This is a genomic window from Marinobacter sp. AN1 (genome assembly GCF_026013985.1).
Taxonomy (GTDB): domain Bacteria; phylum Pseudomonadota; class Gammaproteobacteria; order Pseudomonadales; family Oleiphilaceae; genus Marinobacter; species Marinobacter segnicrescens.
On sequence record NZ_CP110342.1, the window covers coordinates 1,957,815 to 1,981,311 of the forward strand.

Genomic DNA, 23,497 nt, shown 5'->3' on the forward strand with positions numbered 1-23,497 from the left:
GGTTCCATGGAGAGTAGTGCGGACGAGCGGTGGATGCAGCGGGCCCTGGAGTTGGCCCGCCATGCAGCCAGTCAGGGTGAGGTCCCGGTTGGTGCGGTTGTCGTACTGGATGGGCGTGAAATCGGTTCCGGTTATAATGCCCCGATATCGGCCTGTGACCCTACGGCCCATGCAGAGATCCGCGCGCTGCGAGATGCTGCGGCCAGGGTGGGGAACTACCGGCTGGTTGGCGCCACGCTTTACGTAACACTCGAACCCTGTACCATGTGTGTCGGGGCGACCGTTCATAGCCGTGTATCCCGCATTGTGTATGGCGCAGTTGAGCCCAAGGGTGGCGCCGTACAATCGATCAGGGCAACCCTGGATGAGCCTCATTTCAACTGGGATGTTGCTGTGACCGGGGGTGTACTGGCGGGACAGAGCGGGCAGTTGCTCAGCGATTTCTTTGCGGCCCGTCGTGAACAGAAGCGGCGGGCCCGTCAATCACCGGAAGCCTGAGAGTCAGGGACGAAACGGAACGAAACCATGAAAGTACTGGTGACCGGCGGCGCCGGCTATATCGGAAGTCATGTGGTGCGCCAGTTGGGGCGAGCCGGGCATGATATCGTCGTCTTCGATAACCTCTCCACCGGCTATGCCTGGGCCGTCACGGCTGGCGAACTGGTGGTGGGCGACCTGGCGGACGCATCAGCCATCGAGTCGCTGTTCAGCGCCCACACCTTCGATGCGGTGCTGCACTTTGCGGCCAATATCGTGGTGCCGGAGTCCGTCGCCAACCCCCTCAAGTATTACAGCAATAACACCCGCAACACGCTGAACCTGCTCAAGGCCATCGAGCAACATGGTGTGCCCTACATGGTGTTTTCGTCGACCGCCGCCGTCTATGGTATGCCAGAGCAGACCGTACTCACGGAAGACCTGCCCCTGGCTCCCATCAACCCCTATGGGGCGTCCAAGATGATGAGTGAGCGCATGATCATGGACCTGGCCGCTGCCTCGCCCCTGAACTACGTCATCCTGCGCTATTTCAACGTGGCTGGTGCGAATCCTGAAGGGCTTCTGGGGCAGGCCACACCGGAGGCTACGCACCTGATCAAGGTGGCCTGCGAGTGCGTGACCGGTGCCCGGGAAGGTATGAGTATTTTCGGCACCGACTATGATACCCGGGACGGCACCTGTATCCGTGATTACATCCACGTGGAAGACCTTGCCAAGGCCCACGTGATGGCGCTGGATTACATGGCCAATGGAGGCCAGTCACAGGTACTCAACTGTGGCTACGGTCGCGGCTTCACCGTGCGGGAAGTCATCGATGTGGTGAAGGCCCGTTCAGGTGAAGACTTCCCGGTGCAAGAAACGGGACGCCGGGCAGGCGATCCTGCTGCATTGATGGCAGATAACCAACGAATTACCGAAACGCTGGGCTGGAAACCGGACTACGACGACCTGGACACCATCGTCCAGACGGCGCTGGACTGGGAGAAGAAGTGGCAACGATTAAAAAAGAAAATAATAAAAACCAATAAGTTGCAGTATCTTCTGGAGGTGATTTCCAACTTGATTCAACAGCAGGGAATGAAAGCATGAAGATTACGATTTTTGGCACGGGCTATGTCGGGCTTGTTACCGGAGCCTGCCTCGCAGACTCAGGCCATGACGTGCTGTGCATGGACGTGGATCAGGGAAAGATCGAGCGACTCAAGAACGGCCAGATTCCCATCTATGAGCCAGGCCTGGAGCCTATCGTGCGCCACAACGCTGACGCCGGGCGCCTGAAGTTCACTACAGATACCGCCGAGGCGGTCGCCCACGGCCTGCTGCAGTTTATTGCGGTCGGCACGCCGCCGGACGAAGACGGTTCCGCAGACCTGCAGTATGTTCTGGCTGTGGCCAGGTCCATTGGTAAGCACATGGACGACTACAAGGTGGTGGTGGACAAGTCCACCGTGCCTGTGGGAACCGCAGACAAGGTACGCGATGCCGTTCGGCTTGAGCTTGACCACCGTAACCTCGAGCTGGACTTCGACGTGGTCTCCAACCCGGAATTCCTGAAGGAAGGCGCTGCGGTCAATGACTTCATGAAGCCTGACCGGATTATCGTTGGTACCAGCAGTGACCGGGCCGAAGAAGTACTGCGGGAGGTCTATTACCCGTTCAACCGAAACCATGATCGCATGATCTTCATGGATATCCGGTCCGCTGAGCTCACCAAGTATGCGGCGAACGCCATGCTGGCCACCAAGATCAGCTTCATGAACGAGATTGCCAACCTGGCAGAGCGCCTCGGTGCGGATATCGAGAACGTACGCCGGGGCATCGGTTCCGACCCGCGCATTGGCTACCACTTCATCTATCCGGGATGTGGTTATGGCGGCTCCTGTTTCCCCAAGGATGTTCAGGCACTGGCGCGCACCGCCAATGGTTGTGGCTACGAGTCAACGCTGCTGAACGCGGTGGAAACCGTCAACTACGCCCAGAAGCATGTGCTGTTCGACAAGGTCAGCCATTACTTTCAGGGTGACCTGGCCAACAAGACCATTGCGGTCTGGGGTTTGTCATTCAAGCCAAATACCGACGATATGCGCGAGGCCCCTTCAAGGACCCTGATGGAATCCCTGTGGCAGGCTGGTGCGAGGGTCCAGGCCTTCGATCCTGAGGCTATGGAAGAGACCCAGCGCATTTACGGTGACCGGGATGACCTGCAACTCTGCGGCACCAAGGAGCAGGCCCTGCGCGGCGCAGATGCCTTGGTGATCTGCACGGAATGGAAGGAATTCCGGTCCCCGGACTTCGAGGGCATCGCCAAGGCACTGAAGGAGCCGGTGGTCATCGACGGGCGTAATATGTACGAGCCCCAGATGCTGGATCGTCATGGCCTGGTCTATTACGCCATTGGTCGCGGCCGCAACCAGTTCCGGATGGACTGAGGTACTCAATGCGTTCGAGCTTCACCCGCGTCTGGAGGCTGATACCATCGCTCTCGGTCGCAGTGCGCTCTGCGAGGTCCGGTTGATGAATGACCGGACCTGGCCCTGGATACTGCTGGTGCCCAGGCGCCCGGGCATCCGGGAAATCCATGAGTTGTCCGAAGGTGATCAGCAGCAACTGTTGCGGGAAAGCTCTGTGTTGGGGAAGGGCCTGATGGAGGTCTTCAGCGGGGACAAACTCAATATTGCCGCACTGGGCAATATGGTGCCTCAACTGCACCTGCACCATATCGTCCGCCATGAGGGAGATGCTGCCTGGCCCGGGCCTGTCTGGGGGGTGCAAGCGCCAGTCCCTTATTCAGAGGTGGAGCTGGCAGACGTTCGCAAGCGACTTTCCCCCATACTTCAGGCGTTGGGTGCTGGCTAACGAAATTGGAGGCCAGTTCTCAGAATTCGGTTGTTTTCTGGTGCCTGGCCATCACCTGGGAGCCCAGCAGCACCATCCTGAGTTCCATTTTCAGGCGCTGACGCAGGCGTTCCCTTTCCGGCCGCGTGCCGTCCAGCGCCTCTGCTCCCTGATTGAACACCAGCGTCACCATGGCCTCTGCGACCGTGCGTGGGCTGTATAGTGGCTTTCCCCGTTCCTCGCCAAACCGGTCCAGGTCGTCCGCCAGTTCCGTGACAAAGTGATCAATCTCGGCCTTCACCGCTGTCCTGAATTGTTTGGAGACGCCCGTGCGTTCCCGCAGCATCAGGCGAAACAGGTTAGCGTTGTTACCGAGGTATTCCAGGAAGGTGTCCACCGACGTACTGATGGCGCTGCCATTACGGGCAATCCGCTTGCGGGCCTGGCGCATCAGTTGCCGCAGAGCTACGCCACCTTCGTCCACCAGCGCGAGGCCGAGTTCGTCCAGGTCGGCAAAGTGGCGATAGAAGGACGTGGGTGCAATGCCGGCTTCCCGTGCAACCTCTCGCAGGCTGAGACTGCCAAAGCCGCGGTCGGCGCTGAGTTGCGACAGGGCCGCATCCATGAGGGCACGGCGGGTACGGAGTTTCTGCTCGGCGCGGGCTGCCACGGATAGTCCTTGTACATGGTTCAAAGCGTGTCATTGTAGTCAGAGGTGTCGCCGGATGGTAGGCCGGAACGGGCCCGCAGGCCGGGCCTGCGATATTCCTTCCAGGCCCTGATTTTATGCGCGATTGTGTTTATAATGACCCGCTTTTTCGGGAGGTCTGCCAATGACCTCCGGGTCAGCCGTGGTTTGAGCGGTGGCCAATCCGGAATTCACACTTGTCACGACAGCTATGGGAACGGGTATGCGCAGTCATTATTGCGGTGGAATCAACGAATCAAACATCGATCAGGACGTTACACTCTGCGGCTGGGTCCACCGTCGACGGGACCACGGAGGGGTTATCTTCCTGGATCTTCGCGACCGTGACGGCATGGCCCAGGTGGTGTTTGACCCGGACACCGAGGAAAGCTTCGCCAAGGCCGAAAAGGTGCGCAGCGAGTTCGTCATCCAGGTGACCGGCCGGGTACGTCGTCGTCCGGCGGGCACCGAGAATGCCAACATGCCGACCGGGCAGGTGGAAGTGCTGGGTCGCGAGCTGACCATTCTGAATGCCGCAGCCACACCGCCGTTCCCCCTCGATGAACACGTCGATGTTGGCGAGGATGTGCGTCTGCGCTATCGCTTTGTGGACCTGCGTCGTCCGGAGATGCTTAATCGCCTGCGGTTCCGTTCCCGGGTGACCAGCTACCTGCGCAACTTCCTGGACGGCAACGGTTTCATGGACGTGGAGACCCCGATCCTGACCCGCGCCACACCGGAAGGCGCTCGTGACTACCTGGTGCCAAGCCGTACCCATGAGGGCTCCTTCTTTGCGCTGCCCCAGTCGCCCCAGCTGTTCAAGCAGCTGCTGATGGTGTCTGGCGTGGATCGCTACTACCAGATTGCCAAGTGTTTTCGGGATGAGGACCTGCGCGCTGACCGCCAGCCGGAATTCACCCAGGTGGATATCGAGGCTTCCTTCGTTAACGAGGAAGACCTGATGCAACTGACGGAGTCGATGACCCGCAACCTGTTCAAGGATGTGCTGGACGTGGAACTGCCGGAATTTCCGCGCATGCCATACTCTGAAGCCATGCAGCGCTTTGGTTCCGACAAGCCGGACCTGCGTATCCCGCTGGAGCTGGTGGATGTGGGTGACCTGGTGGAAAGCGTGGACTTCAAGGTGTTCTCCGGTCCGGCGAAAGACCCGAAGGGCCGTGTGGCCGCACTGCGGGTTCCCGGCGGCGGCACCCTGACCCGCAAGCAGATCGACGATTACACGAAATTTGTTGGTATCTACGGCGCCAAGGGGCTTGCCTACATCAAGGTCAATGAGCTGGCCAAGGGTGTGGAAGGGCTACAGTCACCTATCGTCAAGTTCCTGGGTGACGAAACCGCCATGTCCGTGATGGAACGTACCGGCGCACAGGACGGCGATATCGTCTTCTTCGGCGCAGACACGGCGACTGTGGTAAACGAAGCGCTGGGTGCGCTGCGGATCCGGGTAGGCCATGACATGGATATGCTCACCAGCGAGTGGGCGCCGCTTTGGGTGGTGGACTTCCCCATGTTCGAGGAAACCGATGACGGCCGCCTGACCGCCATCCACCATCCGTTCACGGCGCCCAGTTGCACGCCGGAAGAGCTGGCAGCCGACCCCGTCAACGCGTTGTCACGGGCCTACGACATGGTTCTGAACGGTACCGAGCTGGGCGGTGGTTCCATCCGTATCCATGACGAAAAGACCCAGCAGGGGGTGTTCCGCGTGCTGGGTATTGATGAGGAAGAGGCGCGCGCCAAGTTCGGCTTCCTGCTCGATGCCCTCAAGTTCGGGTGCCCGCCCCACGGCGGCCTGGCATTTGGCCTTGACCGGCTGGTGATGCTGATGACCGGCGCGAGCTCTATCCGCGACGTTATTGCCTTCCCGAAAACCCAGAGCGCCACCTGTCTGATGACCCAGGCGCCGGGGGAGGTTGACGAGAAGCAGCTGCGTGAACTGCATATCCGACTGCGCAAGCCGGCAGCAAAGGCAGCCGAAAAAGGTGACGGTTCCGAAGGGTAAGTTTGTTTCAGCCCCGGCCACAGTTGCCGGGGCAACTCCGAAATCATAGGCCAACAGGAAAGACAGGAGTGGTTTATGGCCGGGCATAGTAAATGGGCCAACATCAAACACCGCAAGGCGGCCCAGGATGCCAAGCGTGGCAAGATCTTCACCAAGATCATCCGTGAACTGGTGGTAGCTGCAAAGCAGGGCGGCCCGGATCCGAACGACAACCCCCGTCTGCGGGCGGTGATGGACAAGGCCCTGACGGCCAATATGAAGAAAGACACCATCGAGCGCGCCATTGAGCGGGGTGCAGGTGGAGCGGATGACGATAACTACGAAGAGCTCACGTATGAAGGTTATGGCCCTGGTGGCGTCGCCATCTACGTGGAGGCCATGACCGATAATCGCAACCGCACCGTGGCAGAGGTTCGCCACGCGTTCAACAAGTTTGGTGGTAATCTGGGTACCGATGGCTCGGTGGCCTTCCTGTTCAGCAAGCTGGGCATCCTCAGCTACGCTCCGGGCACCAGTGAAGAGCAGTTGATGGAAGTGGCGCTGGAGGCCGGTGCGGAGGACATCGTCGAGCAGGGCGACGGCTCCTTCGAGGTGCGAACTACACCGGAAAACTACCTGGATGTAAAAGAAGCCCTGGTGGAAGCGGGACTTGAGCCGGACAATGCCGAAGTCACCATGGTGCCGAGTACCACGGTGGAACTGGACCGGGATGGCACCGAATCCAACCTCAAGCTGATTGACCTGCTGGAAGACCTGGATGACGTGCAAAACGTCTGGTCCAATGCCGAGTTCTCCGATGAGGTGTTGCAGGAACTCCACGGCTGAACCTGCAGCAAGCCTGTTCAGTTGATACACAGAGGCAGTGGCAGATGGCGATTATTCTCGGTGTGGATCCCGGGTCCCGGATTACCGGTTACGGCATCATACGAGTAACCGGTCGCCATACCGACTACCTCGATAGCGGCTGTATCCGTATGGGTGAACGGCCCATGGCGGAACGCCTGCAGGTGATTTTCCAGGGCCTGGCCACCCTCATTGCCGAATTCCGTCCCGACGAGTTTGCCATTGAGCAGGTTTTCATGGCCCGCAATCCTGATTCGGCCCTCAAACTGGGTCAGGCCCGGGGCGTCGCCATTGTGAGTGCGGCCAATTCAGGCCTGCCAGTGCACGAATACTCCGCCCGCCAGGTCAAACAGGCAGTGGTGGGGAAGGGTGGGGCGGACAAATCCCAGGTTCAGCACATGGTCCAGGCCATCCTCGGACTGGAGCGCAAACCCCAGGCTGATGCAGCGGATGCGCTCGCCATTGCTTTGTGCCATGCACACATGAGCCAGAGTGTCGCCCGACTCACAGGAGGGGGGCGTTCGCTCTCCGAACTGCCTGGACAGGGTGTTGCGCCCCGGGGGCGTGTCCGCGGCGGTCGGATGCGTTAACTTCGCCAGAAGCCCTGACGCATGATTCGGCTAACCCACATTGATAACGGAGTTCACGACCGGTGATTGGACGACTGCGCGGTACCCTGATTGAAAAGCAGCCGGGCCAGGCCCTGGTGGAAGCAGCGGGCCTCGGATATGAAGTGGACATTCCCTACAGCACCTTCTTCCAGTTGCCGGAGCCCGGCCAGGAGGTGATCCTCCACACCCATTTCGCAGTGCGTGAGGATGCCCAGAGCCTGTATGGCTTTGCCAGTCGACTGGACCGGGACCTGTTCCGTCTGCTGATCAAGGTAAACGGGGTGGGTCCCAAACTGGCGGTGGGCATTCTGTCCGGCCTGGAAGCGGACCAGTTTATCCGCTGCGTCGAGCAGCGGGACGCCAGCGCCCTGGTCAAACTGCCGGGTGTGGGCAAAAAGACCGCCGAGCGGCTGCTGATCGATATGGGCGACCGGATCGGCCAGTTGGAAGGGCAGTTCGTTCCCAATAGTGCTGCCCCCGTTGCTGAAAAGTCATTGCCGCGGCAACCGGATGCCGGTGAAGAAGCCGAGGCAGCGCTCATTGCGTTGGGTTACAAGCCCCAGGAAGCCTCCCGGGCTATCAATCGGGTAGCTGCCGAGGGCATGAGCCGGGAAGAGCTGATACGCCAGGCCCTGAAGGCCATGATTCCTGCCAGTTGACCACCGTCTAACTGATTGCACCCCGCAATGAATGTGTAAAGAGCGTAACGTGACAGGCATACTACTGACCGTACAATGTGTCCGGGTTAACGGTTGACCGAATCCGGTCCCGGTCGCCGGACGTGACGGTCAGGGCGGATGAACAATTCATCCGAACACAGGTATGATGGTGGAAACCTGTAACGAGTCTTTACATGATTGAATCTGATCGACTGATTTCTCCCCAGGCCGGACTTCAGGAAGAAGTCTACGACCGGGCCATCCGGCCCCATCGCCTGGAAGATTATGTGGGCCAACCCACAGTGCGGGAGCAAATGGAGATCTTTATCTCCGCTGCCCGGGCCCGGGATGAGGCCCTGGACCACACCCTGATCTTCGGTCCGCCCGGTCTGGGCAAGACCACCCTTGCCAACATTATTGCCAATGAAATGGGCGTGGCCATCAAAACCACCTCGGGCCCGTGCTGGAAAAGGCTGGCGACCTGGCCGCCCTCCTGACCAACCTGGAGCAGGGGGATGTGCTCTTTATCGATGAAATCCATCGCCTGAATGCGGCGGTGGAGGAAGTGCTCTATCCGGCGATGGAAGATTACCAGCTCGATATCATGATCGGGGAGGGGCCTGCCGCCCGTTCCATCAAGCTGGACCTGCCGCCTTTCACCCTGGTGGGCGCCACCACCGCGCGGGGCTGTTGACCTCTCCCTTGCGGGACCGCTTTGGCATTGTCCAGCGGCTGGAGTTTTACAATACCCGTGACCTTACCTCTATCGTTCTACGCTCGGCGGCCCTGTCCCGGGTTGCCATCGAGGAAGCCGGCGCCTATGAAATCGCCCGTCGCTCCCGTGGCACGCCGCGCATCGCCAATCGGTTGTTGAGGCGTGTAAGGGACTACGCCGAGGTGAAGGGTGACGGCACCATCAGCGCCGATATCGCCGACCAGGCGCTGAATATGTTGAAAGTGGACAACGAAGGCTTTGACCATATGGACCGGCGCCTGCTGCTGGCCATGATCGAGAAGTTCGATGGCGGCCCGGTAGGAGTGGACAGCCTGGCGGCTGCGATCAGTGAGGAGCGGGGCACGATCGAGGATGTGCTTGAGCCGTTCCTGATTCAGCAGGGGTTCATGGTGCGCACGCCCCGCGGGCGGATGGTTACCAGCAGCGCCTATCTGCATTTTGGCACCACGCCCCGATCATCACACCAGGAGGATCTCCTTGACGGTCAGCAGTAATGACTCGGCACAGGCACTGGAACCCTATTTCTTGCCCATTCGTGTCTATATTGAGGACACAGATGCAGGGGGCATCGTCTTCCACGCGAAGTACCTTCACTACATGGAGCGCGCCCGTACCGAGTGGGTCCGCCACCGTGGTGTAGGGCTGCGATCCGGGCTGGGCGACAATATCAGCTACGTGGTCCAGAAGCTGTCCATTCACTATGCCGCACCGGCGTACCTGGATGACGAGCTTGAGGTCACGGCGGACCTGGTGAACGCTGGCCGGGTGTGGATGGAGTTTGACCAGAAAGTGACTCGAAAAGGTGAGGAACGGCCACTGGCCCGAGCTTCCGTGCGTGTTGCCTGCGTCGCCCTGGATAGCGGCCGACCACGTCGGTTGCCTGAAGATCTGGGCCAGCTGCTCCAGCAGCACCTGGCATCAAAGCCATCATTGCAAACACATCAGGAGTAAACGGTGGATTCAGAACTCTCTGTATGGCACCTCATTGCCCAGGCGGGCCCGCTGGTACAGCTGGTCATGCTGTTGCTGGCACTGGCATCAGTTGTTTCCTGGGCGCTGATTTTCCAGCGCGTCCAGGTGTTCCGAAAGGCAAAGCGATCCCAGCTGGCGTTCGAGGAACAATTCTGGTCCGGCATGGATCTTGGGCAGCTTTACCGGGAGGTGAATGCCAACCCGACTCCATATTCCGGCATGGAGTCCGTTTTCCGGGCCGGTTTCCGTGAATTCTCGCGTCTGCGCCAGCAAAGTCGGGATGCCGACGCCGTCATGGAAGGTGCCCAGCGCGCCATGAGGGTCGCGTTCTCCCGTGAACAGGAACGTCTTGAAACCCATCTGCCATTCCTGGCTACGGTGGGTTCCACCAGTCCGTATGTCGGCCTGTTCGGTACTGTGTGGGGCATCATGAACTCGTTCCGCGGGCTGGCAACGGTCCAGCAGGCCACACTGGCTACGGTTGCGCCGGGTATTTCCGAGGCGCTGATTGCTACTGCCATGGGGCTGTTCGCTGCTATTCCAGCTGTTATTGCCTACAACCGGTTCTCGGCCATGTCAGACGCCCTACTGAAGAACTATGAAACCTTTGCGGAAGAGTTCTCAAGCATCCTTCATCGTCGCGTTCACGGCAATGGTGGCACCGCTCAGGGCTGAAGGCCCGGCTGACAGGAGGGTATGACATGAAAGGCGGAATGATGCAGTCCGTGCGCCGCAAGCCCATGTCCGAGATCAACGTGGTGCCGTACATTGACGTCATGCTGGTGCTGTTGGTGATCTTTATGGTCACGGCGCCCATGCTGACGCAGGGGGTCAAGGTGGACTTGCCGGAAACCACGTCGGACCCGATACAGGCCGAGAAGGAAACCGAGTCAGTGGTGGTGTCGGTAGATGCCAATGGCGCCTATTTCCTTCAGGTGGGTGATGAGGGCAGCGATCCCATGCCCCTGGAGCGGGTACGGGAGCAGGTCAGCAAAATCATGGCTGGTCGCAGCAACCGGGAAGTACTGGTGCGGGGTGACCAGAACGTACAGTACGGAACCGTGGTGCGGTTAATGTCCGTATTGCAGCAGGCTGGCGCAACCAACGTAGGCCTGATAACCGAAGCGGAAGAGACTGACGGGACAGGTGGTTAATCAGTGACGGATCCACGACGCGAAGAGCTGAAGGAAAGCCGTCCGGCGTGGACATCGCCGGTCATCCTGTCTTTGCTGCTGCACGGTGTGATCGTGGTGATCACATTGGTGAGCTGGCACTGGATAACACCAATGGAAGAGCCGCCGGAACCCAGCATTTCGGCGCGGCTGGTATCCCCGGAAGCTGTGCCGCCTGCGGAAAACACATCGCCACCGCCGCAGCCCGAGCCGGAACAGCAGCAGCCTGACCCGGCCGAAGAAAGGCAGCAGGAGCAGGAAGCCGAGCAACGGAGAATTGCGGAACAGCAGCGCCAGCAGGAGCAGGAAGAAGCTCGCCGGCGTGAGCAGGAGCGCCAGGAACAGCAGCGCCAGCAGGAGGCGGCGGCGCGGGAGCGTGAACGCAAGGCTCTTGAGGCCGAAGAGGCCGCCAGGCAAAAAGCCGAGGCGGAGGCTGAAGAGCAGGCACGGCAGAAAGCGGAGCAGGAGCGCAAGGCACAGGAAGAAGCGGAGCGCCGTGCCGAGGAAGAACGCAAGGCCAGGGAAGAGGCGGAACGGCGCGCCGAGGAAGAGCGCAAGCGCCAGGAACAGCAGCGCAAGGAAGAAGAGGAGCGCCGCCGCCAGGAAGCCGAGCGCCAGCGCGAGGAAGAAGAACGTCGCCGACAGGAAGAGGCTGAGCGCCAGCGTCAGGAAGAGGCCAGGAAGCAGCGGGAACAGCAGCTTGAGCAGATGGCCCGGGAAGCCGAGGAGGCAAGGATAGCGGAAGAGCGTCGTCGCCAGGAGGCAGCCGCAGCACGGGCCCGGGAAACCCAGATGCTCAATGAGAGGTCCAGGTATGAGTCCCTGATCAGGACGCGCTGCACGGCGCCTGGTACCCGCCGTCCTCTGCCCGTGAGGGTATGGGCGTGGTGCTGAGGCTGACGCTTTTGCCCAGTGGTGAACTTCAGTCGGTAGACGTCGTCGAAAGCAGTGGTAACCGGGCGTTTGACAACTCGGCCATCAGCGCGGCCAGGGCAATCAACCGGTACCCGATACCGGACAGCCGGGATACCTTCGACCGGTATTTCCGCCAGTTTACAATCCGCTTTGAACCGGAGGTCTGACGGTGCTGATGTGCCGGATCCCCGAAATGAAAACCGCAGACAGGATGGTGAGGCCAGAATGAGACAACCAGTACAGGTGCCTGTTATGTGGCGCAGGCTGATTGCATTACCGGCGGCGCTGGCATTGTTGGTGGCGCTGGCCACCAGCGCCCGGGCAGAGCTGATGATCCGTGTTACCAAGGGCGCTGGTGAGGCAGTACCGGTGGCGGTGGTGCCCTTTGGTCAGTCCGGCGACCTTCCGGCGGGTGACAATGTAAGCAACATCATCCGTAATAACCTGGAGATGACCGGTGAATTCGATCCGCTGGCGGCTGACCGTATGTTGAGCCTGCCCACCAGCGGCGACGATGTCTTCTTCCGGGACTGGCGCATGCTGGGTCAGCGATATCTGCTGGTGGGTAATGTCAGCCGGGAGGGGGACAGGGTCCGTGCACGCTACGAGCTGTTTGATGTTAACGGAGAGCGGCGACTGCTCGGCGAGTCATCGAGCACGTCGGTGAACAATATCCGTTCGCTGGCGCACCATATCAGTGACAAGGTATACGAGGCCCTGACCGGCGAGCCCGGGGTGTTCTCCACCAAGCTGGCCTACGTCACCGTGGATGACCAGGGGGGCAAGCCCCGCTACCGACTGCAGGTGAGCGATGTGGATGGACGCCGGGCGAGTGTGCGTCTGGAGAGTCGTGAGCCGATCCTCTCCCCGGACTGGTCGCCGGACGGCAAGCGACTCGCCTACGTTTCTTTTGAAAGTGGCAAGCCGCAAATCTTCGTCCACGAACTTGCCAGTGGCAAGCGGAGCGCCGTCGCCTCATTCCCTGGCCTGAACTCGGCGCCGGACTGGTCCCCGGACGGGCGTTCACTGCTGGTAACCCTGTCCCGTTCCGGTAATGCCGAGGTATATAAACTGGACATTGATTCCCGGTCGCTGACGCGCTTGACGGATCACTGGGGCATTGATACCGAGGGTGCCTGGCATCCGGACGGCGAAGGCTTGGCCTTCACCTCGACCGGTCCGGCGGGCCGCAAATCTATATCAAGGACAGCGAAAACGCATCGCCGCGGCGAGTCACCTTTGGCGGCCGCTACAACGCGGGCGCCAGGTTCAGCCCGGATGGCGAGTATCTCTACTATGTCCATCAACGTGAGGGCGCCTTTCATATCGCCCGCATGGAACTGGATACCGGCAACGAACAGGTGCTGACCCGCACCGGAATGGATGAATCACCCAGTATCGCGCCCAATGGCCGTATGCTGATATACGCAACCCGACAGGGTAACGACAGCGTGCTTACCGTCATCTCTGCCGATGGTGGTGCTGCCTATACCCTGCCGGCGGCCCGGGGCGATGTACGTGAGCCGGCCTGGTCCCCCATCCTCCGATAGGTGACAGTCCGGCAGCTCGATAAAACAGGAACTGAAAACCAAACCAGAAGGACGTTCTATGAACATCATCATGAAGAAGACTGCATTTGCCCTGGTTCTCTCACTGGGTCTGGTGGCTGGTTGTAGCACCACCGGTGAAGAGCCGATGACCGATGAGGAAATGTCAGCCGTTGACCAGGAAGGCGGAGCCTCTGTTTATGGCAGCGACGATGACGGCGGTATCTCATCTGACGAGCTTCGTGAGCGGGAGCGGCGTGAAGCCGAAGCACGGGGTGAGGGCGGTGACGAGGCGTCACTGCGCCGTATCACAACGTTCTACTTCGATTTCGACACCTCTGAAATCAAGATGGAATCCCGCGATGTACTGGCAGCCCATGCCCGTTACCTGGCCAGCAATCCGAACGTGAATGTTCGTCTCGAAGGCCACACCGATGAGCGTGGCACCAAGGAATACAACCTGGCCCTGGGTGAGCGTCGAGCCAACGCTGTGCAGCGCTTCCTGGTGGTCAATGGCGCGGATCGTGGCCAGATCGAAACCGTCAGCTACGGTGAGGAAAAGCCGGCGGCCATGGGTTCCAACGAAAGTGCCTGGGCCCAGAACCGCCGTGTGGAACTGATCTTCCGTTAAGATCGGCACAGGTCTGCTGCCTTCAATGGGAGAAAACGCCCGGGAAGGCAGCAGCACCGTCCGACTGAAAAGATAGGTGTACCCATGAGAAAGCTTCTCGTGACGGCCATGGCGCTGGCGGTGTCTACAGGTGCCCTGGCACAGTCTTCCACGCCGGCGTACCAGAACAACCAGTCTGAAGCCCGCCGTCAGGCCGCTGGCAATCAGGGCAACGCTGAGTTGTTTTTCATGATTGAGCGGCTTCAGCAGGAGGTCCGTGATCTCCGGGGAGAAATCGAACAGCAGCAGAATCAGCTGGACCGCCTCACCCGGCAGTCCCGTGAACGCTACATTGACCTGGACCAGCGCCTGCTGGACCTGTCTGAGAAACGCGAACAATCGCGAGCCGGCGCTGCATCGCCGCCTGGCAGCACAGCAGCTCCCGCTAAACAGGAGCGTCAGCAGCCCCAGACCGTCAGTCGGGAATATCGCCAGCCTTCACAGGAGGAGCGTCAGGCCTACGACCGCATCCAGAACCTTATCCAGGAGCAGAAGGCCTACGACCAGGCGATTGGCGAGCTTTATGACTTCGTCTCGGAGTACCCGGAGGGCGACCTGACGGTCAACGCCTATTACTGGCTCGGTGAGGTTTACCTGGTTAAGCCCCAGTTGGAGCAGGCCAAGCAGGCCTTCACCATCGTGGCGACCCGTTACCAGGATCATCGCAAGGCGCCGGACGCCCTTTACAAACTTGGCGTGGTCCACGACAGGATGGGTGACAAGGAACAGGCGGAAAGGTACATGAGGCGGGTAGTTGATCAATATGGCGCCAGCCAGGCAGCCAACCTCGCAAAAAAATATCTGGGCGCGAGTTAAAAGGGGTTGATCACCCCAAAAAAATCCGTACTATATGCGCCTCCTTTGGGTCGTTAGCTCAGTTGGTAGAGCAGTTGGCTTTTAACCAATTGGTCGAAGGTTCGAATCCTTCACGACCCACCAATAGGGCAGGTTGATCCGGATCATCCGCCTGCTGTAAAAAAGAGCCTTCGGGCTCTTTTTTTTTGCCCGAAAAACCTCATAAAACAAGGTAGGTACTGGCAACCCTCCATTTATCCATGAGGCAGATTGCAGGTCTGTGGCAGGAGGGTGACAACCCGGCAAGGGTGATATACTGCCAGCATCAGGCGTAACAACAGAGACACAACCATGACTCGACTTGAAGATCGTATCCTGGTCCAGGAATACCTGGCCCACAAGGCGGAGCCCAAGCCCCTCAGCGACGAGGAGAAGGCCCAGCTGGAATCCCGCATCCGCGAGGCACTCAAGGAGCAGGATGCGGTACTCGTCGCGCACTATTACACGGATCCGGATATCCAGCGCCTCGCTGAAGAGACAGGCGGCTGTGTCGCGGACTCCCTGGAAATGGCACGGTTTGGTAACCGTCACCCGGCTTCCACCGTGGTGGTGGCAGGTGTGCGCTTCATGGGTGAAACCGCCAAGATCCTGAACCCGGAAAAGCGGGTGCTGATGCCCACCCTGGAGGCTACCTGCTCGCTGGATATCGGTTGTCCGGCGGATGAGTTCGCAGAGTTCTGCGATCAGCATCCGGACCGTACCGTGGTGGTTTATGCCAATACCTCTGCCGCGGTAAAGGCGAGGGCAGACTGGGTGGTTACCTCCAGTTGCGCCCAGGCCATCGTGGAGGACCTGGATGCCCGGGGTGAGAAAATCCTGTGGGCGCCAGACAAGCACCTGGGCAACTACATCCAGCGCACCACTGGTGCCGACATGCTGCTATGGGATGGCTCCTGCATTGTCCACGAGGAATTCAAGTATCGTGGCCTTGAGGACCTCAAGGCCCTGTACCCCGATGCTGCCGTCCTGGTGCATCCGGAATCACCGGAAGCCGTGGTGGACATGGCAGATGTGGTCGGCTCCACCTCGCAGCTGATCCATGCGGTACAGTCACTTCCGAATGAGCGTTTTATCGTGGCGACTGATAACGGCATCTTCTACAAGATGCAGCAGCTGGCCCCTAACAAGACGCTCATCGAGGCCCCTACCGCGGGTAACGGGGCTACCTGCCGCAGCTGCGCCCATTGCCCCTGGATGGCGATGAATGGGCTGGAAAACCTGTTGCAGGTGCTGGAGCAGGGTACCCAGGAAGTCCATGTGGATGAGACCCTGCGTGAAGACGCCCTGCGGCCCTTGCGTCGCATGCTGGACTTTACCGCCAACATGAACCTGAAGGCGGCTGGAAACGCCTGATTCACGACCTCGACGTAATCCATGTTCCGCGCAGGGCCTTCCTGCGCTGAGTGTCATGGACCAGGCAGCGCTATGACTGGCTGAGCCGGCGACTGACTTCTGTCAGTCGTTCGGATATCACCTGGCGCAGCGGGGCTGTAGCTGGCACCCGTTCCTGGGCCTGGCGTAGCTGGCGCTGTGCCGCTTCCAGGTCTCCCGTCAGTATGTCGTACTCGGCCCTGGCCCGATGCACACCCACAATGTTCCGGGCCATGCCTTCCGCTTCGGCCAGCCGTAGCCAGAGATTTTCCCGCTGTGGGTGGTCCCGGGTCAGGGTCCGCAGGTAGTCAGCGGCCTGGCTGCCGTTGCCTGCCTCGATCTCGATGAGAGCCAACCGGTCCATGATCGGGTAGTTGCCCGGGTTGCGCTGCAGGGCTCTCTCCATCAGTTGCCGTGCCTCCGCCAGGTTGCCCTGGGCCTGGAGAGCCTCTGCCAGTGTTACCTGGTAAGTGATGCGGTGAGGACTTTGTTCCAGAAGATCTTCCAGTAGCGTCCGTGCGCGGGCGTGTTGCCCGTCCGCCAGCAGGGCAACGGCCAGGCCATAGCGTGCGGCGTCCTTCTGGCCGGCATTCGGTTCTTTCAGGTAAGCCTCGAAAGCTTCAATGGCCTCGCCGAGATTGCGTGCATAGCGAACCTGCAGACGCGACCGGACCAGGTGGTACTCAAGGGTGTCGCTGGCACCACTTGCTGCGTACTGTTCTGCACGGCTGCGCGTATCGGATACCCGGGACTCCGTCAGCGGGTGGGTTGAAAGGTATTCTGGTGGCCGATTTCCCTGCAGCCGGCTCTGGCGCATCATTACCTCGAACATCTCAGGCATGCCCCTCGGATCAAGGCCAGCGTCCGCCATGATGTCCAGGCCGACCCGGTCCGCTTCCTGTTCGTGGGCGCGGCTGTAGGCGAGCATGTTCTGTACCGAGAGGGCCTGGGTACCCATGATAGCCGCAATGCCTGCATCAGAGCCGGTGACCGCGGTAAGTACAATGCCGGCAATAATGCCGGCTGCGGTAAGGGGGGCCGAGCGTTCCTGCTGCTCGAGGCGGCGTGCAAAATGGCGTTGACTGAGGTGGGCCAGTTCGTGGGCCATTACAGATCCGAACTGCTGCTCAGTGCGGGCATGGAGAAACAGTCCGCCGTTAACACCAACGATATTGCCCGGCACCGCAAAAGCATTGATGGCCGGATTATCAATGACCACGATCGTGAGCTCGCGGTTACTGACCGGTGTGTAAGGCACCAGGCGATAGACAACGGAGGTGAGGTATTCGGCCACCAGGGGATCGTGTATCTGACTGGCAGAGCGGCGTATGGAAGCCATGACCTGACGACCGATATCCTCCTCCATGCGGTCAGACAACAGCCCGCCTCCCAGGCCGCCAATAGACGGCAGATCTCGCTGCTGTGCCCTTGAGGCCGCAAGGGGGGCGAGTACCATGACCAGGATCATGGCCAGCGCCAGCAGGCGTTTTCCTGGCCGGTTATGGCAAGAGCAATCGAAAGTCATACCTTGGTCGTTAAACTCCGCATAAAACGATGCAAGTAGCAGGGTGCATGGGCATAATGGTGTCCCTGTAATCCATGTCAGGAAGGTTCATTCGCGCCCATGGTTGATATTACCCTTGATGCTACCGGGCTGCGATGCCCAATGCCATTGCTGAAGGCCAAGTTGCAGATTGGCACCATGGCGCCAGGGCAGCAGCTTGAGGTGTTGGCGACCGATCCGGGCTCGGCTCGGGATATTCCCGCCTGGTTGTCCCACACGCCCCACTCGCTGGTCAGCAGTGACGATTCCGGGGGGCGTTATCGTTTCGTGATTCGTGTTGGTGGACAGGAGTAAGACAGGATAATGGTTCGTATTCTCCGTGGCATAGCCCATAAATATTTTTCAGATGACGAAGCGGTCATCCTGTTCCTGCTGCTGGTAGGTGGCGTTCTCGCCATTATTTTCTTCGGGGCCATGCTGGCACCGGTTATCGCCTCTGTCATTATCGCCTTTATCCTGCAGGGCCTGGTAACCCGTCTGACCCAGTGGGGCGTTCCGGAGCTGCTGTCAATTACCGGTGTTTTTGTGGTCTTCATGGGGACCCTGGCGGGTTTCCTGTTTGGCCTGATGCCGCTGGTGTGGACCCAGCTCGCCTCCCTTGCCACAGAAGCTCCCAGAATTTTCAGGGAGATGCGCACATATCTTGAGCTTTTGCCTGAACAGTATCCAAACCTGATTTCCATTGAGGCGGTGAACGACTTCTACCACCAGGTGGCTGCCGAGGCGGGCAACCTGACCCAGTGGCTGGTGTCTTTTTCCCTTGGCAGTATCCCTGACCTTCTGGGGCTGCTCATTTACCTGGTTCTGGTGCCCATCCTGGTGTTCTTCTTCCTCAAGGACCGTCGGCAGATCCTCAGGGCGATCGCCCGGTTGCTGCCAAGCCAGCGCCCGATGATGAGTCAGATCTGGCAGGAAGTGAATCAGCAGTGTGCCAACTATGTGCGCGGCAAGGCCGTGGAGATCCTGATCGTGGGCGGGGTTACGTTCGTGACGTTCAAGATTCTCGGGGTTCCCTACGCTGCACTGCTTTCACTGCTGGTTGGGTTGAGCGTTGTCATTCCATACATTGGCGCGGCGGTCGTTACGCTGCCGGTTGCCATGATTGCGTTGTTTGCCTTCGGCTGGGGATCGCACTTCATCTGGGTGATGGTGGCTTACGGTATTATCCAGGCCCTCGACGGAAACGTGCTGGTGCCGCTGCTGTTCTCGGAGGTCAATAATCTGCACCCGGTGGTGATTATTATCGCGGTTCTGTTCTTCGGGGGTATCTGGGGCCTATGGGGGGTGTTTTTCGCAATACCCCTGGCGACGATGGTCAAGGCCGTGTTTGCTGCCTGGCCGGTCCATCCGGAACCCTTGCCAGGCCGCCGTGGTCAGTAAGCTGCGGCGGAAGGCCCGGCCAGCCTTGTGGCAAGCCGGGCCGTGACGGTTACAAGGCCTTGACCGCCTCAAGTACTTCCTGGGCGTGCCCCTTTACCTTTACGCCCCGCCATTCCTTGCGCAGGCGTCCTTCCTTGTCGATCAGGAACGTGCTGCGATCGATGCCCATGTACTCCTTTCCGTAGAGCTTTTTGAGTTTGATGACATCGAACAGGCCACAGACAGATTCGTCCTTGTCGGAGATCAGCTGGAACGGGAACTCGTATTTTGCCCGAAAGTTCTCGTGGGCCTTGAGCCCGTCCCGGGAAACACCGAAAATGACGGTGTCGTGGGCCTGGAACTGGTCGTGGAGATCACGGAAATCCTGGCCTTCAGAGGTGCAGCCGGGGGTGTTGTCCTTGGGATAGAAATAGATGACAACATTGTGGCTATCGCGGAAGTCTGACAGCCGTATTGTCTGGTCTCCGGTGGCCGGTGCTTCGAAATCCTGAACAATCTGGTCAAGTTCTGGCTTTGCCATGGCTTCTCCCTTGTTTCCCTTGTGTCGGTTGACACCCAAGATTACCATAACCGTTTTATCTGCACGGAGTCCTTATGATTACTGGAAGCCTTGTCGCTCTGGTGACGCCCATGCACCCGGATGGCAGCATCCACTGGGAGCAACTGGACGCCCTGGTGGACTTTCACCTTGAAAACGGCACCCACGGCATTGTTGCTGTCGGTACCACTGGCGAGTCAGCCACCCTGACCCCTGAAGAGCATCTCAAGGTGATCGAGAAGATCATCAAACGGACGGCGGGCAGGATTCCGGTGATTGCCGGCACAGGCGGCAACTCTACCCACGAGGCCATCGCACTGACTTCGGAGGCAGAAAAGCTCGGCGCTGATGCCTGTCTGTTGGTGGTTCCGTACTACAACAAGCCGACCCAGGAAGGTCTGTACCGGCACTTCAAGACCATTGCCGAGTCGGTGCCCGGCGTCAGCCAGATTCTCTACAACGTTCCCGGGCGCACAGCCTGTGACATGCTTAATGAGACGGTAGAGCGGCTCGCGGACATTCCCAATATCGTGGGCATCAAGGATGCTACCGGCAACATCCCCCGGGGTGTCGAGCTGATCAAGGCCGTCGAGGGCAGGCTGGCTGTTTACTCTGGTGATGATGCCACGGCGGCAGAGCTCATGCTGGCGGGCGGCAAGGGTAACGTTTCGGTAACGGCCAATGTGGCCCCCCGGCTGATGTCCCAGTTATGCGAGGCGGCCATAGGCGGCAACCGTGAGGAAACCGAGCGACTCAACGGCATCCTTGAACCGCTGAACCGTAAACTGTTCCTGGAAGCCAATCCGATTCCTGTCAAGTGGGCCCTTCAGCGCATGGGGCAGATTGACACCGGTATCCGGCTACCTCTGACGCCCCTCAGCGAAAAGTTCCATGGTGAGGTCGAAGAAGCTCTACAGGCGGCAGGCGTAATCTGAATGACCGAGCGTTCCAGCACAATAGACTTCCGTCCCCGGGCGGCCATGCTGGCCGTTGCCATGACCGGCTTGCTGTTCAGTGGCTGCAGCCTGATTAATGACCGGTCGGACGACTATGCGACCGCCGAGCAGTCCCGTGCACTGAAGGGCATCGACGGTCAGCCGCTCCCCAGGCAGCGCGCCGAATTCCCGATTCGCGATGTGGAAGGTTCTGCCACCCTCGCCAATCAGGTGCCTCAGCCGCCGGACCTGACGGCCGAAATCCTTGACGAGAACTATGTTGTTGAATCCGTCGATGACCAGTCATGGTTGCTGGTCAACGATGTGCCCGGTCGTATCTGGCCTGCCGTGGTGACATGGATGAATGAAACCGGACTGGCTGTGGCGGAAGAGAGTACCCAGCTTGGGTTGATGCAGAGCGAGATCGTTAATTTCAGCCGTCGCGCCCGTGACCTGGTCGGCCTCGGCGAAGCCACCGAAGACGAGTCAAGAATCGTGGTGCAGGTTCGCCTGGCCCCTGGCGTCCGTCGCAAGACTACCGAAGTGCAGGTTCGGCCCCGCACGGTAGCCGGCGCGCCGGGTGGGTTAATGCCCTGGCAGGACGAATCCCTGGACCAGGGGTTGGAAGAAGACCTGCTGGAGAACCTGTCGTCGTTCCTGCAGTCCCGCGAGGACAGCCGTTCATACTCCCGGGCCGCCCTGGCCATGGGTAGTGAGCCGAGGGTGACCCTGCTCGAAGCCACGGCCGAGCGGGACCAGGCCATTGCCGTTGACCTGCCTTTCGGGCGGGTGTGGAGCGAGATTCGCCGGGTCCTGCAAGACGAGAATATCCCGGTGCTGGATCTGGACCAGAGTGCTGGTTATTTCCTGGTGGATGGACGCCCGGAAGAGGATCGCCGTCGTGGCTGGCTGACCAGCTGGTTCGCCGGTGACGAAGTGGCGCCGGAAGCGACCAACCGTATCCTGCTCAGCGAACAGGACGGATCAGTCGTGGTGACCGCGGAGCGGGCCGATGACTATAACGGTGGCAACTATTCCCGCTCACTGATTACGCGGCTTTACGATTACCTCTATTGATGGCCGGCGTGACGCTGGCATGAACAAAGACGCTAGTCGATCGCCCCACGGGCGTCGGCTGCCGGAGACCGATATGGAAAAGCGCAAAGAACTCTACGCGGGCAAGGCCAAGTCTGTTTTTACCACAGACGATCCGAACCGCTTCGTCCTGGTGTTCCGGGATGACACCTCGGCCTTTGATGGCCAGAAAAAAGAGCAGTTGAACCGCAAGGGTATGGTGAACAACCGGTTCAACGCCTTTGTTATGGAAAAGCTCGAAGCCGCTGGCATCCCCACCCATTTCGAGGGACTGCTGTCGCCGACGGAGTCCCTGGTCAAGAAGCTGGAAATGATTCCGGTGGAGTGCGTGGTACGTAATGTGTCCGCCGGTAGCCTGTGTCGTCGCCTGGGCGTGGAAGAAGGGCAGGACCTGAATCCGCCTACCTACGAGCTGTTCCTCAAGAACGATGAGCTCCATGACCCCATGGTGAACGAGTCGCTGGCGATAACCTTTGGCTGGGCCACCGCCGAAGAGTTGGCGGAAATGAAGCGCCTGACCTACCAGGTAAACGACGTCCTCAAGGCCCTGTTCGCAGATGCCGGCATGCTGCTGGTGGACTACAAGCTTGAATTTGGCCGCAGTGAAGGCCGCATCGTGCTGGGGGACGAGTTCAGTCCGGATGGTTGTCGTATCTGGGACCGGGAAACCCGCAAGAAGATGGACAAGGACCGCTTCCGCCAGGGGCTCGGCGAGGTCATCGAGACCTACGAAGAGGTTGGCCGGCGTCTCGGCATCAACTTCGACGAATAATCACAATAGAGGGGCCACCGGGCCCCTTTGTTTTACACCGTATCTGTAACGCATTCCACGCAGGGGAGACCCGCCTATGAAACTGATCCGATCTGCCGTGATGCTGTCCGCCATTGCAGTGGTTCCAGCCGCCCAGTCTGACGTGCTGGGCTTTGGGGCCAGCATCGGCTACTGGGATTCTGACCTTTCAGGTAAGTCCTCCAAAGGTGGTGACCGGGTTAACGTTGAGAACGAGCTGGACCTCAGCAACAACACCGAGGCCAACCTTAGCGCATTTCTGGAGCACCCGGTTCCGCTTTTGCCAAATGTCCGCCTCAGCTATGTAAAAGTTGACCAGACCGGGCGCGGTGAACTGGATAACGGCTATGACAATATTCCTGCCGGGGCCTCGGTGGACTCCAGCCTCGACTGGCGTCAGACCGACCTTACGCTGTACTACGAAGTGCTGGACAACTGGGTCAACCTGGACCTGGGGCTGACCGCCCGCGACCTGGATGCGAAACTGGAGATCGTGGATGTGGCTGATCTGACCCGCAGTACCACTGAGGTGGACGCGGTTATTCCCATGGTTTACGCCGCCGCCAGGTTTGACCTTCCCCTCACCGGCGTATCTGTCGGTGTTAATGGTAATGTCATTAGTTACAGCGGTGATTCCGTGTACGATTATGACATTTACGGCCAGTATGCTGTTGCCGGTCTCCAGCTCCGGGCGGGCTACCGGGAGATGGCCGTTGATTACGAAGACGGCGACGACCGCCTCGATATCGACATCGGTGGTCCGTTTGCCAGCGTCGGGTTCAGCTTCTGATCCCGGTCAG

At 59.7% G+C, this 23,497-nt stretch carries 27 protein-coding genes, 1 tRNA gene and 1 pseudogene; 26 read left to right on the forward strand and 3 right to left on the reverse strand.

Going from position 1 to position 23,497, the window contains the following annotated elements; translation table 11 throughout:
• Nucleotides 1–6: 6 nt before the first annotated feature.
• The 4 genes from tadA to LJ360_RS09015 are packed head-to-tail and all read left to right on the forward strand — an operon-like array spanning nucleotide 7 to nucleotide 3,354.
• Nucleotides 7–498, forward strand: coding sequence for a tRNA adenosine(34) deaminase TadA (tadA, locus tag LJ360_RS09000; protein WP_264995880.1), 492 nt, complete (start codon nucleotides 7–9; stop codon nucleotides 496–498).
• Nucleotides 499–525: 27 nt separating this feature from the next.
• Complete coding sequence (gene galE / locus LJ360_RS09005) at nucleotides 526–1,587, forward strand: UDP-glucose 4-epimerase GalE (protein WP_264995881.1); 1,062 nt, start codon at nucleotides 526–528, stop codon at nucleotides 1,585–1,587.
• On the forward strand, nucleotides 1,584–2,927 hold the full coding sequence (locus LJ360_RS09010) for a UDP-glucose dehydrogenase family protein (RefSeq protein ID WP_091853824.1): 1,344 nt from the start codon (nucleotides 1,584–1,586) through the stop codon (nucleotides 2,925–2,927). Before galE ends, LJ360_RS09010 begins: the two co-directional genes overlap by 4 nt.
• Complete coding sequence (locus tag LJ360_RS09015) at nucleotides 2,872–3,354, forward strand: HIT domain-containing protein (protein ID WP_264995882.1); 483 nt, start codon at nucleotides 2,872–2,874, stop codon at nucleotides 3,352–3,354. Before LJ360_RS09010 ends, LJ360_RS09015 begins: the two co-directional genes overlap by 56 nt.
• Before the next feature lie 19 nt (nucleotides 3,355–3,373).
• Here LJ360_RS09015 and fabR read toward each other — a convergent pair whose 3' ends face one another.
• Nucleotides 3,374–4,003, reverse strand: a complete 630-nt coding sequence (gene fabR, locus LJ360_RS09020) for an HTH-type transcriptional repressor FabR (RefSeq protein ID WP_413774409.1) — start codon at nucleotides 4,001–4,003, stop codon at nucleotides 3,374–3,376.
• A 241-nt stretch (nucleotides 4,004–4,244) separates the two neighbouring features.
• Between fabR and aspS the strand changes: the two genes are divergently transcribed.
• The 16 genes and pseudogenes from aspS (at nucleotide 4,245) to nadA (ending at nucleotide 16,377) form a co-directional block, all read left to right on the forward strand.
• Nucleotides 4,245–6,044, forward strand: a complete 1,800-nt coding sequence (gene aspS / locus LJ360_RS09025) for an aspartate--tRNA ligase (protein ID WP_264995883.1) — start codon at nucleotides 4,245–4,247, stop codon at nucleotides 6,042–6,044.
• A gap of 75 nt (nucleotides 6,045–6,119) precedes the next feature.
• Entirely contained in the window at nucleotides 6,120–6,869 is a 750-nt protein-coding gene (locus LJ360_RS09030; RefSeq protein WP_264995884.1) for a YebC/PmpR family DNA-binding transcriptional regulator, read from the forward strand.
• Nucleotides 6,870–6,913: 44 nt separating this feature from the next.
• Nucleotides 6,914–7,477: a crossover junction endodeoxyribonuclease RuvC gene (gene ruvC, locus LJ360_RS09035; protein ID WP_264995885.1), complete on the forward strand. Its 564-nt coding sequence runs from the start codon at nucleotides 6,914–6,916 to the stop codon at nucleotides 7,475–7,477.
• Between the two features lie 62 nt (nucleotides 7,478–7,539).
• Nucleotides 7,540–8,157, forward strand: coding sequence for a Holliday junction branch migration protein RuvA (gene ruvA, locus LJ360_RS09040; RefSeq protein ID WP_264995886.1), 618 nt, complete (start codon nucleotides 7,540–7,542; stop codon nucleotides 8,155–8,157).
• A 194-nt stretch (nucleotides 8,158–8,351) separates the two neighbouring features.
• Nucleotides 8,352–9,336: pseudogene (gene ruvB, locus LJ360_RS09045) on the forward strand (Holliday junction branch migration DNA helicase RuvB); the annotation flags it as partial.
• A gap of 34 nt (nucleotides 9,337–9,370) precedes the next feature.
• The gene (locus LJ360_RS09050) at nucleotides 9,371–9,844 is read left to right on the forward strand and encodes a YbgC/FadM family acyl-CoA thioesterase (RefSeq protein ID WP_245742663.1); all 474 of its coding nucleotides are present in this window, start codon (nucleotides 9,371–9,373) and stop codon (nucleotides 9,842–9,844) included.
• 66 nt (nucleotides 9,845–9,910) lie between these two features.
• Nucleotides 9,911–10,540 (forward strand): protein TolQ, encoded by a 630-nt coding sequence (tolQ, locus tag LJ360_RS09055; protein ID WP_413774422.1) that lies wholly within the window; start codon nucleotides 9,911–9,913, stop codon nucleotides 10,538–10,540.
• A gap of 26 nt (nucleotides 10,541–10,566) precedes the next feature.
• Complete coding sequence (tolR, locus tag LJ360_RS09060) at nucleotides 10,567–11,019, forward strand: protein TolR (RefSeq protein WP_264995887.1); 453 nt, start codon at nucleotides 10,567–10,569, stop codon at nucleotides 11,017–11,019.
• A gap of 3 nt (nucleotides 11,020–11,022) precedes the next feature.
• A complete protein-coding gene (tolA, locus tag LJ360_RS09065; protein WP_264995888.1) occupies nucleotides 11,023–11,931 on the forward strand; it encodes a cell envelope integrity protein TolA in 909 nt (302 codons plus the stop codon).
• Nucleotides 11,922–12,119: a cell envelope integrity protein TolA gene (locus LJ360_RS09070; protein ID WP_264995889.1), complete on the forward strand. Its 198-nt coding sequence runs from the start codon at nucleotides 11,922–11,924 to the stop codon at nucleotides 12,117–12,119. The genes tolA and LJ360_RS09070 overlap by 10 nt, the downstream gene beginning before the upstream one ends.
• Before the next feature lie 85 nt (nucleotides 12,120–12,204).
• Complete coding sequence (locus LJ360_RS09075; protein ID WP_320108791.1) at nucleotides 12,205–13,320, forward strand: Tol-Pal system protein TolB; 1,116 nt, start codon at nucleotides 12,205–12,207, stop codon at nucleotides 13,318–13,320.
• Nucleotides 13,287–13,502, forward strand: coding sequence for a hypothetical protein (locus tag LJ360_RS19895; RefSeq protein ID WP_320108792.1), 216 nt, complete (start codon nucleotides 13,287–13,289; stop codon nucleotides 13,500–13,502). The genes LJ360_RS09075 and LJ360_RS19895 overlap by 34 nt, the downstream gene beginning before the upstream one ends.
• Before the next feature lie 58 nt (nucleotides 13,503–13,560).
• Complete coding sequence (gene pal / locus LJ360_RS09080) at nucleotides 13,561–14,130, forward strand: peptidoglycan-associated lipoprotein Pal (RefSeq protein ID WP_264995890.1); 570 nt, start codon at nucleotides 13,561–13,563, stop codon at nucleotides 14,128–14,130.
• A gap of 84 nt (nucleotides 14,131–14,214) precedes the next feature.
• On the forward strand, nucleotides 14,215–14,985 hold the full coding sequence (gene ybgF, locus LJ360_RS09085) for a tol-pal system protein YbgF (RefSeq protein WP_091853848.1): 771 nt from the start codon (nucleotides 14,215–14,217) through the stop codon (nucleotides 14,983–14,985).
• Nucleotides 14,986–15,032: 47 nt separating this feature from the next.
• Nucleotides 15,033–15,108, forward strand: a tRNA-Lys gene (locus tag LJ360_RS09090).
• A gap of 207 nt (nucleotides 15,109–15,315) precedes the next feature.
• Nucleotides 15,316–16,377 (forward strand): quinolinate synthase NadA, encoded by a 1,062-nt coding sequence (gene nadA, locus LJ360_RS09095; RefSeq protein WP_264995891.1) that lies wholly within the window; start codon nucleotides 15,316–15,318, stop codon nucleotides 16,375–16,377.
• Nucleotides 16,378–16,447: 70 nt separating this feature from the next.
• On the opposite strand, the gene LJ360_RS09100 is transcribed toward nadA, so the two are convergent.
• Nucleotides 16,448–17,920 (reverse strand): M48 family metalloprotease, encoded by a 1,473-nt coding sequence (locus LJ360_RS09100; RefSeq protein ID WP_264995892.1) that lies wholly within the window; start codon nucleotides 17,918–17,920, stop codon nucleotides 16,448–16,450.
• 99 nt (nucleotides 17,921–18,019) lie between these two features.
• Here LJ360_RS09100 and LJ360_RS09105 point away from each other — a divergent pair, with 99 nt between their 5' ends.
• Together LJ360_RS09105 and LJ360_RS09110 are read left to right on the forward strand one after the other, a co-directional pair.
• Nucleotides 18,020–18,253: a sulfurtransferase TusA family protein gene (locus LJ360_RS09105; protein WP_091853737.1), complete on the forward strand. Its 234-nt coding sequence runs from the start codon at nucleotides 18,020–18,022 to the stop codon at nucleotides 18,251–18,253.
• 9 nt (nucleotides 18,254–18,262) lie between these two features.
• On the forward strand, nucleotides 18,263–19,339 hold the full coding sequence (locus LJ360_RS09110; protein ID WP_091853739.1) for an AI-2E family transporter: 1,077 nt from the start codon (nucleotides 18,263–18,265) through the stop codon (nucleotides 19,337–19,339).
• A gap of 49 nt (nucleotides 19,340–19,388) precedes the next feature.
• Here the strand turns inward: LJ360_RS09110 and LJ360_RS09115 are convergent, their stop codons facing one another.
• Nucleotides 19,389–19,859 carry a peroxiredoxin gene (locus LJ360_RS09115; protein WP_264995893.1) on the reverse strand — a complete coding sequence of 157 codons (471 nt, stop codon included), beginning with the start codon at nucleotides 19,857–19,859 and terminating at the stop codon, nucleotides 19,389–19,391.
• Between the two features lie 74 nt (nucleotides 19,860–19,933).
• On the opposite strand from LJ360_RS09115, the gene dapA reads away from it, so the two are divergent.
• From dapA to LJ360_RS09135, 4 genes are all read left to right on the forward strand, one after another.
• A complete protein-coding gene (gene dapA, locus LJ360_RS09120) occupies nucleotides 19,934–20,812 on the forward strand; it encodes a 4-hydroxy-tetrahydrodipicolinate synthase (RefSeq protein ID WP_091853741.1) in 879 nt (292 codons plus the stop codon).
• A complete protein-coding gene (gene bamC / locus LJ360_RS09125) occupies nucleotides 20,813–21,889 on the forward strand; it encodes an outer membrane protein assembly factor BamC (RefSeq protein WP_264995894.1) in 1,077 nt (358 codons plus the stop codon).
• 73 nt (nucleotides 21,890–21,962) lie between these two features.
• Entirely contained in the window at nucleotides 21,963–22,679 is a 717-nt protein-coding gene (purC, locus tag LJ360_RS09130) for a phosphoribosylaminoimidazolesuccinocarboxamide synthase (protein ID WP_091853745.1), read from the forward strand.
• 76 nt (nucleotides 22,680–22,755) lie between these two features.
• On the forward strand, nucleotides 22,756–23,487 hold the full coding sequence (locus tag LJ360_RS09135) for a TIGR04219 family outer membrane beta-barrel protein (protein WP_091853747.1): 732 nt from the start codon (nucleotides 22,756–22,758) through the stop codon (nucleotides 23,485–23,487).
• Nucleotides 23,488–23,497: the final 10 nt, after the last annotated feature.

What these genes read in the sequence shown, in the direction of transcription:
- tolR (WP_264995887.1), top strand. Translation starts at nt 10,567, where the DNA reads ATGAAAGGCGGAATGATGCAGTCCGTGCGCCGCAAGCCCATGTCCGAG.
- LJ360_RS09105 (WP_091853737.1), top strand. Translation starts at nt 18,020, where the DNA reads ATGGTTGATATTACCCTTGATGCTACCGGGCTGCGATGCCCAATGCCA.
- LJ360_RS09075 (WP_320108791.1), top strand. Translation starts at nt 12,205, where the DNA reads ATGTGGCGCAGGCTGATTGCATTACCGGCGGCGCTGGCATTGTTGGTG.
- LJ360_RS09100 (WP_264995892.1), bottom strand. Translation starts at nt 17,920, where the DNA reads ATGACTTTCGATTGCTCTTGCCATAACCGGCCAGGAAAACGCCTGCTG.
- dapA (WP_091853741.1), top strand. Translation starts at nt 19,934, where the DNA reads ATGATTACTGGAAGCCTTGTCGCTCTGGTGACGCCCATGCACCCGGAT.
- LJ360_RS09110 (WP_091853739.1), top strand. Translation starts at nt 18,263, where the DNA reads ATGGTTCGTATTCTCCGTGGCATAGCCCATAAATATTTTTCAGATGAC.
- tolQ (WP_413774422.1), top strand. Translation starts at nt 9,911, where the DNA reads ATGCTGTTGCTGGCACTGGCATCAGTTGTTTCCTGGGCGCTGATTTTC.
- aspS (WP_264995883.1), top strand. Translation starts at nt 4,245, where the DNA reads ATGCGCAGTCATTATTGCGGTGGAATCAACGAATCAAACATCGATCAG.
- LJ360_RS09015 (WP_264995882.1), top strand. Translation starts at nt 2,872, where the DNA reads ATGGCCTGGTCTATTACGCCATTGGTCGCGGCCGCAACCAGTTCCGGA.
- LJ360_RS09135 (WP_091853747.1), top strand. Translation starts at nt 22,756, where the DNA reads ATGAAACTGATCCGATCTGCCGTGATGCTGTCCGCCATTGCAGTGGTT.
- LJ360_RS09010 (WP_091853824.1), top strand. Translation starts at nt 1,584, where the DNA reads ATGAAGATTACGATTTTTGGCACGGGCTATGTCGGGCTTGTTACCGGA.
- bamC (WP_264995894.1), top strand. Translation starts at nt 20,813, where the DNA reads ATGACCGAGCGTTCCAGCACAATAGACTTCCGTCCCCGGGCGGCCATG.
- LJ360_RS09115 (WP_264995893.1), bottom strand. Translation starts at nt 19,859, where the DNA reads ATGGCAAAGCCAGAACTTGACCAGATTGTTCAGGATTTCGAAGCACCG.
- ruvC (WP_264995885.1), top strand. Translation starts at nt 6,914, where the DNA reads ATGGCGATTATTCTCGGTGTGGATCCCGGGTCCCGGATTACCGGTTAC.
- LJ360_RS19895 (WP_320108792.1), top strand. Translation starts at nt 13,287, where the DNA reads ATGGAACTGGATACCGGCAACGAACAGGTGCTGACCCGCACCGGAATG.
- pal (WP_264995890.1), top strand. Translation starts at nt 13,561, where the DNA reads ATGAACATCATCATGAAGAAGACTGCATTTGCCCTGGTTCTCTCACTG.
- purC (WP_091853745.1), top strand. Translation starts at nt 21,963, where the DNA reads ATGGAAAAGCGCAAAGAACTCTACGCGGGCAAGGCCAAGTCTGTTTTT.
- nadA (WP_264995891.1), top strand. Translation starts at nt 15,316, where the DNA reads ATGACTCGACTTGAAGATCGTATCCTGGTCCAGGAATACCTGGCCCAC.
- LJ360_RS09030 (WP_264995884.1), top strand. Translation starts at nt 6,120, where the DNA reads ATGGCCGGGCATAGTAAATGGGCCAACATCAAACACCGCAAGGCGGCC.
- ybgF (WP_091853848.1), top strand. Translation starts at nt 14,215, where the DNA reads ATGAGAAAGCTTCTCGTGACGGCCATGGCGCTGGCGGTGTCTACAGGT.
- tadA (WP_264995880.1), top strand. Translation starts at nt 7, where the DNA reads ATGGAGAGTAGTGCGGACGAGCGGTGGATGCAGCGGGCCCTGGAGTTG.
- galE (WP_264995881.1), top strand. Translation starts at nt 526, where the DNA reads ATGAAAGTACTGGTGACCGGCGGCGCCGGCTATATCGGAAGTCATGTG.